11 protein-coding genes and 1 pseudogene are annotated in these 12086 nt (G+C 66.2%); 7 read left to right on the top strand and 5 right to left on the bottom strand.

Annotated elements, in window-relative coordinates:
- The first annotated feature begins 330 nt into the window (after nucleotides 1–330).
- On the top strand, nucleotides 331–1896 hold the full coding sequence (locus IC762_RS29210) for a DUF1800 domain-containing protein (RefSeq protein WP_195785618.1): 1566 nt from the start codon (nucleotides 331–333) through the stop codon (nucleotides 1894–1896).
- Entirely contained in the window at nucleotides 1893–3122 is a 1230-nt protein-coding gene (locus tag IC762_RS29205; protein WP_195785617.1) for a DUF1501 domain-containing protein, read from the top strand. The genes IC762_RS29210 and IC762_RS29205 overlap by 4 nt, the downstream gene beginning before the upstream one ends.
- A 452-nt stretch (nucleotides 3123–3574) precedes the next feature.
- On the opposite strand, the gene IC762_RS29200 is transcribed toward IC762_RS29205, so the two are convergent.
- The gene (locus IC762_RS29200) at nucleotides 3575–4036 is read right to left on the bottom strand and encodes a GNAT family N-acetyltransferase (RefSeq protein ID WP_195785616.1); all 462 of its coding nucleotides are present in this window, start codon (nucleotides 4034–4036) and stop codon (nucleotides 3575–3577) included.
- An 86-nt stretch (nucleotides 4037–4122) separates the two neighbouring features.
- A pseudogene (locus IC762_RS29195) lies at nucleotides 4123–4677 on the bottom strand (PAS-domain containing protein); the annotation flags it as partial.
- A 245-nt stretch (nucleotides 4678–4922) separates the two neighbouring features.
- Here IC762_RS29195 and IC762_RS29190 point away from each other — a divergent pair.
- The gene (locus IC762_RS29190) at nucleotides 4923–5273 is read left to right on the top strand and encodes a DMT family protein (protein ID WP_195785615.1); all 351 of its coding nucleotides are present in this window, start codon (nucleotides 4923–4925) and stop codon (nucleotides 5271–5273) included.
- 14 nt (nucleotides 5274–5287) lie between these two features.
- Here the strand turns inward: IC762_RS29190 and IC762_RS29185 are convergent, their stop codons facing one another.
- The 3 genes from IC762_RS29185 to IC762_RS29175 all read right to left on the bottom strand — a co-directional run bounded on the left by IC762_RS29185 (nucleotide 5288) and on the right by IC762_RS29175 (nucleotide 6488).
- Nucleotides 5288–5428, bottom strand: coding sequence for a hypothetical protein (locus IC762_RS29185; RefSeq protein WP_195785614.1), 141 nt, complete (start codon nucleotides 5426–5428; stop codon nucleotides 5288–5290).
- A gap of 62 nt (nucleotides 5429–5490) precedes the next feature.
- Nucleotides 5491–5667, bottom strand: a complete 177-nt coding sequence (locus tag IC762_RS29180; protein WP_195785613.1) for a hypothetical protein — start codon at nucleotides 5665–5667, stop codon at nucleotides 5491–5493.
- 167 nt (nucleotides 5668–5834) lie between these two features.
- The gene (locus tag IC762_RS29175) at nucleotides 5835–6488 is read right to left on the bottom strand and encodes a glutathione S-transferase family protein (RefSeq protein WP_195790330.1); all 654 of its coding nucleotides are present in this window, start codon (nucleotides 6486–6488) and stop codon (nucleotides 5835–5837) included.
- Between the two features lie 585 nt (nucleotides 6489–7073).
- Between IC762_RS29175 and IC762_RS29170 the strand changes: the two genes are divergently transcribed.
- From IC762_RS29170 to IC762_RS29155, 4 genes are all read left to right on the top strand, one after another.
- Nucleotides 7074–8276, top strand: coding sequence for a pyridoxal phosphate-dependent aminotransferase (locus IC762_RS29170; RefSeq protein ID WP_195785612.1), 1203 nt, complete (start codon nucleotides 7074–7076; stop codon nucleotides 8274–8276).
- Nucleotides 8277–8537: 261 nt separating this feature from the next.
- Nucleotides 8538–9056 carry a DUF992 domain-containing protein gene (locus IC762_RS29165; protein WP_195785611.1) on the top strand — a complete coding sequence of 173 codons (519 nt, stop codon included), beginning with the start codon at nucleotides 8538–8540 and terminating at the stop codon, nucleotides 9054–9056.
- A 242-nt stretch (nucleotides 9057–9298) separates the two neighbouring features.
- A complete protein-coding gene (locus IC762_RS29160) occupies nucleotides 9299–9796 on the top strand; it encodes a DUF992 domain-containing protein (protein ID WP_195785610.1) in 498 nt (165 codons plus the stop codon).
- A gap of 187 nt (nucleotides 9797–9983) precedes the next feature.
- A complete protein-coding gene (locus IC762_RS29155) occupies nucleotides 9984–12032 on the top strand; it encodes an elongation factor G (RefSeq protein ID WP_195785609.1) in 2049 nt (682 codons plus the stop codon).
- Nucleotides 12033–12086: the final 54 nt, after the last annotated feature.

Below are 12086 nucleotides of genomic sequence, written 5' to 3'. Positions count from 1 at the left end.
TCCGCGAGTTTCCGCAAGCAGGCGGGACACAGGCAGTCGCCGCCATCGCTCGGCATCGGCACGCGAAAGCTCTCGTCGGAACACCAGCACGGCCCCGTCGGCGAGCAGGAGAATTCGGCACCGCATGTCGCGCAGGCGAGCCGTCGCGTGGGGAATTTCTCAGAGGCGTCGTTCATGATGTTGGGCGGATTCCTAACCGCGATTTAATGCGCGAGTTAATCTCGGGTTCATCGCGAACCGCGCTATGATGGCGCGCGATCCATATACAGGGGACCCGCGATCAAGGGAACTCTTGGGACGCTACCTTGGGACGCTGACCAGGACACTAACATGGCTCGCGATTCGCAAGCAGCACTGGTGGCTCTCAATCGTTTCGGCTTCGGTGCCCGCGGCGGCGCGGCCGGAGACTTCATCAACGCGGCATCCGATCCGCGCGGCTTCGTGCTTGCGGAACTGGCGCATCCGAACGGCGCGCTGCTGGAAATGCCCGGCCTGCTCTCGACGCCCGAGCTCGGCAAGCAGGTGTTCGACTATCAGTTCGAGATCCGGCAGGCGCGTGACGCCGCCAAAGCGGCGCAACCCGCCACGAGCGAGACGCCGCCGGCCCCGGATGCCAGGCAGCCGATGCGGCGCAACCTGTCGCTCTCCTCCGCCGCCAAGGAGATTGCCGGCAAGGATGCGGCGATGCAGGCGCAAGGTCAAATGGCCGACACCGTCAACGCAATGGCGCCGGCGGCCATGCAGCCGTCGATCAATCCGCCCGAGCCGCCGGCCGAGCCGCCCAACATCATCCAGAAGACGTTTCGCGCCGAGGCCTTGGCACGGCTGCAGCGCGGCGTGGTCGCCGATTGCGGCTTCGTCGAGCGTCTCGTGGTGTTCTGGTCCAACCACTTCTGCATCTCCGCCAACAAGGGCGCGCTGGCGCGGATGTGGGCCGGCTCGTTCGAGCGCGAGGCGATCCGTCCGCATGTGCTCGGCCGCTTCGCCGACATGCTGAAGGCGGTCGAGCAGCATCCGGCGATGCTGTTCTTCCTCGACAACCAGCAATCGCTCGGTCCGGATTCACGCGCCGGCATCAACCGCCACCGCGGCCTCAACGAAAATCTCGCGCGCGAGATCATGGAGCTGCACACGCTCGGCGTCGGCGGCGGCTACACCCAGGACGACGTCACCTCGTTCGCGCGCGTCATCACGGGCTGGACCTTTGCCGGCCGCCAGGGCCAGCTCGGCGCGCCCGGCAGCTTTGTGTTCAATGCCAATGCGCATCAGCCGGGGCCGCAGCAGGTGCTGGGCAAGACCTATCAGCCCGGCGGCATCGCGCAGGGCGAGGCGGTGCTCGCTGACATTGCGCGGCATCCGTCGACCGCCAAATTCATCGCTACAAAATTCGCCCGCCACTTCGTTGCGGATGATCCGCCGCCGGCCGTGGCGGCGAAGCTGCAGGATGTCTTCACCGGGACCGATGGCGATCTGAAAGCGCTGGCCACAGCGCTGGTCGGATCCAACGAGGCCTGGCAGGCGCCGCTGACCAAGATGCGCTCGCCCTACGAATTCCTGATCGCATCCGGTCGCCTGCTGGCGCGCAACCCGGAGGATCCGGGCCGCTATCTCGGCGGCCTCAATGTGCTCGGCCAGCCGCTCTGGACGCCGGCCGGGCCGAACGGCTTTCCCGATACCAATGCGGCGTGGGCCGCGCCCGAGGGCATGAAGCTCAGGCTCGATATCTCGGCGCAGGTCGCCTCCCAGCTCGCCGACCGGTTCGATCCGCGCGACCTGCTGGAGCTCGTCGCGGCCGATGCGGCCTCGCCCGAGACGCGGCGCACCATCGAGCGCGCGGAATCGCGCCAGCAGGCGCTGGCGCTGCTGCTGATGTCGCCGGAATTCCAGAGGAGATGACGATGGCATGCTCTGAGGGCTTGGTGATGCAGGCGACGTCGCGGCGCGCGCTGCTGCTCGGCGGCGCGTCGTTTGCGGCGTGGGCGTATTTGCCGAGATTGGCTCGCGCGGCGGACGGCCGCGATCCGCGCTTCGTTGTCATCATCCTGCGCGGCGCGCTCGATGGCCTCGCCACCGTCGCGCCGATTGGCGATCCCGACTATGCCGCACTCCATGGCGCGATCGCGCTGCGGTCCGATGGGCCGAACGCTGCGGTGATGCTCGATTCCTTCTTCGGTCTGCATCCGGCGATGCCGGAATTTGCGCGGATGTATCGCGCCAAGCAGGCCGCGGTGGTGCATGCCGTCGCAACCGCCTATCGCGACCGTTCGCATTTCGACGGGCAGGACGTGCTGGAGAGCGGCTTTCCCGGCCCGGGCCGCGTGCAGTCGGGCTGGCTCAACCGGGCGCTGGAGGCGTTGCCCAGGGGCGAGCGGGTGATGAGCGCGCTCGCGGTCGGCCCGACCACGCCGCTGGTGCTGCGCGGCACAGCGCCGACCGTCGGCTGGGCGCCGGTGACGCTGCCGCAGGCCGCCGACGACACCGGGACGCGGCTGCTCGATCTCTACCAGCACCGCGATCCCGCATTGGCCGGCGCGTTGACGCAGGGCCTGCAGCTCGAGAAGCAGGCGCAGGGCGAAGCGATGCGGCCGAAGCCGGGCGGCGGCGCTGCGGCCGCGATGCGGCTCGTGGCGCGAGGCGCTGCGAAACTGATGGCGGCCGATGACGGCCCGCGGATCGGCGCGCTCGCCTTCGACGGCTGGGACACTCACGCCAATGAGGGCGGCCCGGTCGGGCGCCTCGCGCAGTTGCTCGGCGGGCTCGACGGCGCGCTCGCCGAGTTCGAAAGCGGCCTTGGGCCACGCTGGCGAGACACCGTGATCGTGGTCGCCACCGAGTTCGGCCGCACCGCGCGCATCAACGGCACCGAAGGCACCGACCACGGCACCGGCACCATCGCACTGCTCGCCGGCGGCGCGGTGAGCGGCGGCCGCATGATCACCGATTGGCCGGGCCTGAAGGTAGCCAATCTCTACCAGGCCCGCGATCTCGCCCCGACGACGGATCTGCGCGCCGTGATCAAGGGCGTGCTGCACGACCAGTTCGGCATCGGCGAGCGCGCGCTGGCGGATGCGGTGTTCCCCGACAGCGCGCCGGTGAAACCGATCAAGGGGCTGGTGGTGTAAGCGCGGGCCACACCCACAGTGTCGTCCCGGCGAAGGCCGGGACCCATAGCCACCGTTCTTGATTGTTGGAAGACGCCGGGGCCGCAGCACGGCATAACAACATACATTTGTGGTTATGGGTCCCGGCCTTCGCCGGGACGACGTCCGTGGTTAGGCCGCGCGATAACTATCCTCTCGTGTTCCGGTCGATCACCGCCATCTCCTCATTGTGACGCGCGTGCCGGGGCGGACAGGGTTCCGCTCCGCCGGGACAGGCGCATGGCGATGCTGCAAAAAAGCGTGCAAGAAAAAAGCGGTCCCGGTCAGACGCGGCGACTGACGGGGACCGCTCGTGGCGCGAGATCCGAGACGGGGGGCCTGATCTTACGCAAGCAAAAGCCTAGCCGGGCTTTGTAACGCGCCGGTGACACCTGGATGCAATCCACAGGGAGGCCAGCGGTTCTGCGGTGTGCTCAGAAGATCTTGCGATAGATCACGAAGCCCGGCTTCTCCGCGACCTTGTCATAAAGCTGCATCGCGGTGTGATTGGTCTCGTGGGTCTGCCAGTAGACCCGCGGCGAGCCGGCGAGCTTCGCCTGGGCGTAGACGCCGTTGATCAACGCGCGGCCGACGCCCTTGCCACGCGCGGCTGCGCTGGTGAAGAGGTCTTGCAGATAGCAGGTCGGCTCGATCGCGGTGGTCGAGCGATGCAACAGATAGTGCGTCAGCCCGAGCAGCGTGCCGCCGGCGTCGGCGACCAGCGCGTGCACCGGCTCATACGCATCGAAGAAGCGCGCCCACGTCATCGCGGTGATCTCGGGCGCGAGCGCCGTCGGTCCCGAACGTCCGTAGAACGCGTTGTAGCCGTCCCACAGCGGAAGCCACTGCGCGTAGTCCTGCCTTGTGACGAAGCGGATGGTGACGTCGTCGGACATGATCAATCCTGCGTTGTGGGCGAACGCTCGGCAACGTTCTATCGTCGCCGTCACGCAGGATCAATCGTGCGAAGCAATGCTGCGCCTCACTCGGCGGCGCGCATCAGCCGCGCCAGGTGGCGCTCGCGGCCGGCGCGCTGCGCGCGATAGAAGTCGGCCTTGGCCGGATCATCGCCGTGCCGCACCAGATCGGTCACCGGCGTGTAGCTCAGCATGCGGCCGCCGTCGGGCAGCGCCGTGCAGGCGAAGCGCAGCACCTGGCCGTCGGCAAGGTTGATGTTGATCGGCGTGGCATCGCCGGCGCGCACCATCGCCATGCGATTGGCGATGAAGGCGGCGAGCTCGTCTTCCGGCAGCTCGTAGGCGCCGGTGTCGCGGCCATGATACATCAGCGCAATGAAGGGCGGTTTGCTCGCGGCTTGCGCGTCGGAGAGCGCGAAATAATCGCGGAAGGCGCGGTTGATGAATTCGGCGCGGGTATCCGTGTCGAGCAGCACGATGCCGATATCGACCTGGTCGAGCGCGGCGGCAAGCCGCGCTGCGGTCGCGTGATGCTGCTGTTCGGCGGCGCAGGCGTCGCGCGATTTCTGTTGCGACATCCACCTGATCATGCCGCTTCCGGCGGCTGCGAGCGCCGCCAGGGCCGGACCGAAAATTGCGCGCCAGTCGAACCGCATGTTCGTTCTCATTGTCTGTCCAACGAACAATAGGGCCGCAGGTTGACGACAGGGCTGCAACAGGACCGGCATTTCCGTCCCGACCGTTAAGCGGCACTTGCCTGGGCCGAACAGACTTTCATCGCCTTCAAATCAAATGATATGAGACGGGCAGGGAACCCGGTTCCGGGCAAGCGGGTTACCGCGTGCCGCAATTCAAGAGGACATCGATGCCCGCCATTTCGCCGTCACTGCTGCCGATCCTGATGCTGCTTGGCTCCAACGTCTTCATGACCTTCGCCTGGTACGGTCATCTCAAGTTCAAGGATCATCCGCTGCCCATCGTGATCATGGTGAGCTGGGGAATCGCCTTCTTCGAATACTGGCTGGCAGTGCCGGCCAATCGCTGGGGCAGCGCGGTGTATTCGGCAGCCCAGCTCAAGACCATGCAGGAGGTGATCACGCTGGTCGTGTTCGCCGGCTTCTCGGTGTTGTATCTGAAAGAGCCGCTCGGCTGGAATCACGCACTGGGCTTTGCCTTCATCGCCGCCGGCGCGTTCTTCATCTTCCACAAATGGTGATAGCGCGGGCTATCCTATCTCCCGATGGGCGTCATCACGCGCATCGGATTGGCGCGGTCTTCGCCCTGCGTGCCGGTCACGATCAGGAGCGATGCCGCGAGCAGGATCGCGACCGTCAAGGTCATCGTCACTAGTCCGACTGGTGTCTTCAACATGGGGGTCGCGCCGTCTCTTACCGCGCCTTTCGCGCGTCAATGTGCTGTCAGGAAGTGGCGGATCATGTCGGTATCGGCGTTGCCATCGTGATGCCGCTCGACAGCAGCGTGAGCATGACGACGAGGCAGAGTGCCAGCGCGCCGATCGCGAGCGATGCGGCGATCGCGTTCGTCAGCCGCGACGATGCCACTGGGGCAGGGCGGCCCTGGAAGCCGGTCGTGCCGGGCAACCGCGTCATGGGTCTAAATCCCTCGGGCCGCGAGCGAATCACTCGCGACATCCGCACGAATCTGCTGATCGTCGCAGGCAAGATTGCGGCGGCTGGGTCCCCAGAAAACGGCAGAAACATGACGCCGGTCAGGGTTTTGCCCGCTATTTAAGCAGTTTTCCCGCTATCCCCGCTGTTCAGACCCCGGCCGCGAGGCGCGGCTCAGGCCCGATCTCGGGAGCCGGCTGCCAATCCATGGCGACGAAGCCGGGGGTCTGCTCGACCCGTTTCAGCCAGGCGCGGACCGACGGGAAGGTCGCGAGGTCGAAGTCGCAGCGGTCGGCGACGTGGGTGTAGCCGTAGAGCGCGATGTCGGCGACCGTGAACTGCTCGGCGGCGAAGTAGGCATGGTCTTTGAGGTGATTCTCCATCACCTGCAGCGCGGCATAGCCGCGCTCCATCCAATCCTCCAGCGCGTGCGTCTGCAGATCGCGGCCGCCTCGAACCAGCGACAACCAGAAATAGGCGGCGCCGATGTTCGGCTCCAGCGCGTGCTGCTCGAAGAACATCCACTGCAACGCCTCGGCGCGCTCGATCCGCGACTCCGGCGCTAGCGGCGTACCGATCGCGACGTACCAGAGGATGGCGTTGGACTCGGCGAGATAGCGGCCGTCGGCGACCTCGAGCAGCGGCACCTGGCCGCTCGGGTTCTTGGCCAGGAAGTCCGGGGTGCGGCTCTCGCCGCGCAGGATGTCGATCTCGATCGCCTGGTACGGCGTGTTCAGGAGCGCGAGCGCGAGCCGGACCTTGTAGCTGTTGCCGGAGCGCTGCATCGAATAGAGCTTGTACATTGCGTCGGGGTTCACTCGGTGCGTCGGGGTTCACTCGATCAGGAGACGGTACGCTTCAAAACTGCGCGGCCTGTCACACCGCAACGCCGCTAAACAATGATGCCGATGCAGGTGCGTCGCAAGCCCTCGATCGTGGAAAAAGTCGAAACGTCTACCGCACTGCACGCGTGCAGAATGATTCCATTTACACGGCCGGACAACTCGGATCACGCTTGCGCGACGTCTGCACGGTGCAGGCCCGACGCGGAGGGCAAGCGTTAACGTGGTCGAGGTGGGTCACGCTGTCCGCAGATGGCATGCCGTGGACCGTTCCGAGAGGCGCGCAGCAGGCGCCGCGCGACACCGATTGTCCTCGGAGCAATTCGCTTTGGGCCAGCGGAAATCGAGCTTGCCGGATATGAGTCATTCGGGCTCGGAACTTGCGGAAAATTGCGCGTGTCTCGGTGTTTCAGCGAAAGTTTTCGCATCTTGCCGCCAAGCTTCTTGCGATGCCGCGGCGACAGGCCTAGGGTGCATCGATCCCATTCAAATCAAGTCGTGGCCAAGGGCTCACGACGTTTGCCAAGAGATGATCAGGAGATGATGATGGCCTTCCTGTCCGCTGCGCTCGACCGTGTGAAGCCGTCCGCGACGATCGCGGTCACGGACAAAGCACGCGCGCTGAAAGCCGCGGGCCGCAACGTCATCGGTCTCGGCGCCGGCGAGCCCGACTTCGATACGCCCGCCAACATCAAGCTCGCGGCGATCCGCGCCATCGAGGCCGGCAAGACCAAGTACACCGATGTCGGCGGCATTCCGGAATTGAAGGAAGCCATCATCAACAAGTTCTCGCGCGAGAATGGCCTGTCCTACAAGCCGAACCAGATCATCGTCGGCACCGGCGGCAAGCAGGTGCTCTACAACGCGCTGATGGCCACCATCAATCCGGGCGACGAGGTGATCATCCCGGCGCCGTACTGGGTCAGCTATCCCGAGATGGTGGCACTCGCCGGCGGCGAACCGGTGCCGGTGATCTGCCCGGCGTCGACCGGGTTCAAGATGCGTCCCGAGGATTTGGAGAGGGCGATCACGCCGAAGACCAAATGGGTGATCCTGTGCTCGCCGTCGAACCCGACCGGCTCGGCCTACACCAGGAGCGAGCTGAAGGCGCTCACCGACGTGCTGGTCAAGCATCCGCATGTCTGGGTGATGACCGACGACATGTACGAGCATCTGGTCTATGACGACTTCGTTTTCACCACCGCGGCGCAGATCGAGCCCAGCCTCTACGATCGCACGCTGACCGTGAACGGCGTCTCGAAAGCCTATTGCATGACCGGCTGGCGCATCGGCTATGCCGGCGGCCCGGCGCAGCTGATCAAGGCGATGCAGACGATCCAGTCGCAGTCGACCTCGAATCCGTCGTCGATCGCGCAGTGGGCCTCGGTCGAGGCGCTCAACGGACCGCAGGACTTCATCGCGGCCAACAACAAGGTGTTCAAGGAGCGCCGCGACCTCGTGGTCTCGATGCTCAACCAGGCCAGCGGCATCGAATGTCCGCGCCCCGAGGGCGCGTTCTACGTCTATCCGTCCTGCGCCGGGACGATCGGCAAGACGGCGCCGTCGGGCAAGGTTCTCACCAACGACGAGGACTTCGTCACCGAGCTCTTGGAGAGCGAAGGCGTCGCGGTGGTGCAGGGCTCGGCGTTCGGGCTCGGACCGGCATTCCGCATCTCCTACGCCACCAAGACCTCGGATCTCGAAGACGCCTGCAAGCGCATCCAGCGCTTCTGCGGCAATCTGCGCTAACGATCTGCGCTCATCGGTTTCGCTCGAAGAAAACGTTCCCGCACTCTGTGCGGGAACGTTTCTGTTTGTGTTTGAGATCGTGCGCGCCGGTAAAATCGGCAAGTCAAATCACATCCTTCTCATCTCGTTCACGATGCGCGTGGGCATCGATGCCACACGCGGGAAGTTTTTAGGGCGTCTTTGCGCGCTGCCTTGTTTTGGACACGACGCTTCACTTGTGTCCGCCGCGCAATTTCAGTTCACCTGCGGAGACAGACCCAAATGCGACTTTCGACCCTCACCCTCGCCACGCTCGCGCTGCTGGCGCCGATCGCCACCGCCAACGCGACGCCGCAGGTTCAGGCTGGCGTCCTGCAATGCCAGGGCGGACAGAATGTCGGCTTCGTCGTCGGCTCCGTCACCCAGCTTGAATGCGTGTTCCAGAGCGGCGGCCGCCGGCCCGAGCCCTATGTCGCGACCGTGAAGCGGATCGGCGTCGACCTCGGCTTCACCGCGCAGTCGCAGCTCGCCTGGGCCGTGACCGCGCCGACCACGACGCTTCCGCGCGGCGCGCTCGCCGGCAGCTACGGCGGCGTCGGCGTCAACGCATCGGTCGGCCTCGGTGCCGGCGGCAACTTCCTGTTCGGCGGCCCGAACAACGCCTACGCGCTGCAGCCGATCAGCGTGCAGGGCCAGACCGGCCTCAACGTCGCGGCCGGCATCGCCGGCATCGACCTCGAGCCGGTCCGCTACGGCGGTCCGCGCCGGCACTATCACCGCCGTCATCACCACCACCACTAAGCGGATCAGGATGCTGATCGGAGAGGCCTGCGAAAGCGGGCCTCTTTTTTGTCGTTGATTGCTCGACCGCCTCTGCGCGACGGCAGCGTGTATAGCAACGCCGCCACATCCGGCAACAATCGGAGGTCGAACCCGTCAAATTCTGGCTGAAAGTTCGATGTTGTGGCATAGCAGGCGCGGGCCCCGTGGGGCGCGGCCCGTTCTCTGCCCGCATCACGCTTTTCAGCCGGAGATTTCCCAACATGCGTCGCTTCATCCTCCTCGCCGCTGCCGCCATGGTCTCGCTTTCGGTCTCGCTCGTGACTTCGATGTCCGGCGCCAATGCGCAGCAGCCGATGCAGCGCGTCCAGGTCGGTGTCTTGGAGTGCCGCGGCGGCGCCAGCATCGGCTTCATCGTCGGATCCGTGACCAATCTCGGCTGCGTGCTGCGCGCCGAAGGCCTGCCTGAGGACCGCTATATCGCGACCATCCGCAAGGTCGGCATCGATCTCGGCATCACCCAGGAATCGGCGCTGGCCTGGGGCGTCTACGCCCCGGTGGCGCAGCTCGGACCAGGCGCGCTGTCCGGCAACTATGCCGGCGCGCAGGGCAGCGCGACGCTCGGCGTCGGCGTCGGCGGCAATGTGCTGATCGGCGGTTCCGACAACACCATCGCCCTGCAACCACTGAGCGTGCAGGGCCAGGTCGGCGTCAATGTCGCCGCGGGGCTCGAGAGCCTGGAGCTGCGTCCGGGACGTTAACTTCCCGATCGACTGCCGCTCCTGCGCAAGTTTGAATCTCTCCGCAAAGCACGGGGAGAGGAATAAGCGCGCACCCCGCGACACCGCACCGCAGCGATTTTTCCCGCTTGCCAAAACTTGCGGACGGGCGGAGCATTCGAGGTCGCCGACCCAATCATGGGCCGAGCTCCAAAGCGAGGAGGCGGCAATGGGACAAGACGTCAGAAGTCCCCGAGGTCCACGGTGCATCGCGCTGGTGGGCCCTTTCCAAAGCGGTAAAACCACACTTCTGGAAGCGATCCTGGCGCGCACGGGCGCCATCAAGTCAGCCGGCAGCGTCGATGCCGGAACCTGCGTCGGCGATGCCAGCCCCGAGGCACGCCAGCACAAGATGGGCGTCGGCCTCACCGCAGCCAGCACCAGCTTCATGGGGGACAGCTACACCTTCATCGATTGTCCCGGCTCGGTCGAGTTCGCGCACGACATGCGTGCCGCGTTGCCGGCGGTCGATGCCGCGGTCGTGGTCTGCGAGGCGGACGAGAAGAAGCTGCCGCAGTTGCAGATCATCCTGCGCGAGCTCGAGGAGCTCGGCATTCCCCGTTTCCTGTTCCTGAACAAGATCGATCGCGCCAACAAGCGCATCCGCGAGACGCTCGCCACCTTGCAGCCGGCCTCGCGCGTGCCGCTGGTGCTGCGCCAGATCCCGATCTGGAACGGCGATCTGATCGAAGGTTTCGTCGATCTCGCGCTGGAGCGCGCCTTCGTCTATCGCGAGCACAAGCCGTCGGAGGTGGTCGAGCTCGCCGGCGGCAATCTCGATCGCGAGAAGGAAGCCCGCTTCTCGATGCTGGAGAAGCTCGCCGACCATGACGACGCGCTGATGGAGCAGCTGCTGGAGGACATCCAGCCGCCGCGCGATGCCGTGTTCGACGATCTCGCGCGCGAATTGCGCGACGGCCTGATCTGTCCGGTGCTGCTCGGCTCGGCCGGGCGCGAGCACGGCGTGCTGCGCCTGATGAAGGCGCTGCGCCATGAGGCGCCCGGCGTCGCCGAGACCGCGAAGCGGCTCGGCGTGAAGCAGGCGAAGGACGCGCTGGCTTACGTGTTCAAGACCGTGCATCTGCAGCACGGCGGCAAGCTGTCGTTCGCGCGCCTGCTCGCCGGCAAGCTCGACGACGGCGCGACGCTGCAATCGTCGTCCGGCGAGAGCGGGCGCGTCTCCGGCATCCTGGCGGTCTCGGGCGCGCATGACAGCAAGCGTCCGTCGGCGGAGGCCGGCGACAGCGTCGCGCTCGGCAAGCTCGATGCGATCAAGACCGGCGACACCGTCTCGAGCGGCAAGACCGCGCCAGCTTCGCTGGCGAAGGTCGATGCGGCGGCGCCGGTACTGTCGATCTCGATAGCGGCGACCGACCGCAAGGACGACGTCAAGCTCGGCCAGGCGCTGCTGCGGCTGAACGAGGAGGATCCGTCGCTGACCATGATCCAGAACCCGCGCACCCACGACACCGTGCTGTGGGGACAGGGCGAGATGCATCTGCGCGTCGCGCAGGAGCGGCTCAAGGACCGCTACGGCGTCAGCGTCAAATCGCACCCGCCGGCGATCGGCTACCAGGAGACCATCCGCAAGGCCGTCACCCAGCGCGGCCGGCACAAGAAGCAGTCCGGCGGCCACGGCCAGTTCGGCGACGTCGTGCTCGACGTCAAGCCGAAGCCGCGCGGGACCGGCTTCGAATTCCACGAGAAGGTGGTCGGCGGCGCGGTGCCGCGCAACTATATCGGCGCGGTCGAGGAGGGCGTCGTCGACGCGCTGGCACGTGGGCCGCTCGGCTTCCCGGTCATCGACGTCGACGTCACACTGACCGACGGCTCCTATCACAGCGTCGATTCCTCCGACCTCGCGTTCCGCACCGCCGCAAGGATGGGAATCAACGAGGCGCTGCCGCAGTGCCAGCCGGTGCTGCTGGAGCCGATCCACCTGGTCGAGATCGTCTGTCCGACGGAGGCCACCGCCAAGATCAACGCGATCCTGTCGGCGCGTCGCGGCCAGATCCTCGGCTTCGATACCCGCGACGGCTGGAGCGGCTGGGACTGCGTCCGCGCCACGATGCCGGAAGCCGAGATCGGCGACCTGATCGTGGAGCTGCGCTCGGCCACCGCCGGCGCCGGCACCTTCACCCGCCAGTTCGACCGCATGGCCGAAGTGACCGGCCGCGCCGCCGACCAGATCATCGCCGCGCACCGCGACGCGGCGTGATGATGCGACCGTCATTCCGGGTTCGATGCTTGGCATCGTCCCGGAATGACGGGA

This window comes from Bradyrhizobium genosp. L (assembly GCF_015624485.1).
GTDB lineage: Bacteria > Pseudomonadota > Alphaproteobacteria > Rhizobiales > Xanthobacteraceae > Bradyrhizobium.
Note: the sequence above shows the minus strand (reverse complement) of the source record. Positions and strands in the feature narration are given on the sequence as shown.

What these genes read in the sequence shown, in the direction of transcription:
- IC762_RS29210 (WP_195785618.1), top strand. Translation starts at nt 331, where the DNA reads ATGGCTCGCGATTCGCAAGCAGCACTGGTGGCTCTCAATCGTTTCGGC.
- IC762_RS29205 (WP_195785617.1), top strand. Translation starts at nt 1,893, where the DNA reads ATGACGATGGCATGCTCTGAGGGCTTGGTGATGCAGGCGACGTCGCGG.
- IC762_RS29200 (WP_195785616.1), bottom strand. Translation starts at nt 4,036, where the DNA reads ATGTCCGACGACGTCACCATCCGCTTCGTCACAAGGCAGGACTACGCG.
- IC762_RS29190 (WP_195785615.1), top strand. Translation starts at nt 4,923, where the DNA reads ATGCCCGCCATTTCGCCGTCACTGCTGCCGATCCTGATGCTGCTTGGC.
- IC762_RS29185 (WP_195785614.1), bottom strand. Translation starts at nt 5,428, where the DNA reads ATGTTGAAGACACCAGTCGGACTAGTGACGATGACCTTGACGGTCGCG.
- IC762_RS29180 (WP_195785613.1), bottom strand. Translation starts at nt 5,667, where the DNA reads ATGACGCGGTTGCCCGGCACGACCGGCTTCCAGGGCCGCCCTGCCCCA.
- IC762_RS29175 (WP_195790330.1), bottom strand. Translation starts at nt 6,488, where the DNA reads ATGTACAAGCTCTATTCGATGCAGCGCTCCGGCAACAGCTACAAGGTC.
- IC762_RS29170 (WP_195785612.1), top strand. Translation starts at nt 7,074, where the DNA reads ATGGCCTTCCTGTCCGCTGCGCTCGACCGTGTGAAGCCGTCCGCGACG.
- IC762_RS29165 (WP_195785611.1), top strand. Translation starts at nt 8,538, where the DNA reads ATGCGACTTTCGACCCTCACCCTCGCCACGCTCGCGCTGCTGGCGCCG.
- IC762_RS29160 (WP_195785610.1), top strand. Translation starts at nt 9,299, where the DNA reads ATGCGTCGCTTCATCCTCCTCGCCGCTGCCGCCATGGTCTCGCTTTCG.
- IC762_RS29155 (WP_195785609.1), top strand. Translation starts at nt 9,984, where the DNA reads ATGGGACAAGACGTCAGAAGTCCCCGAGGTCCACGGTGCATCGCGCTG.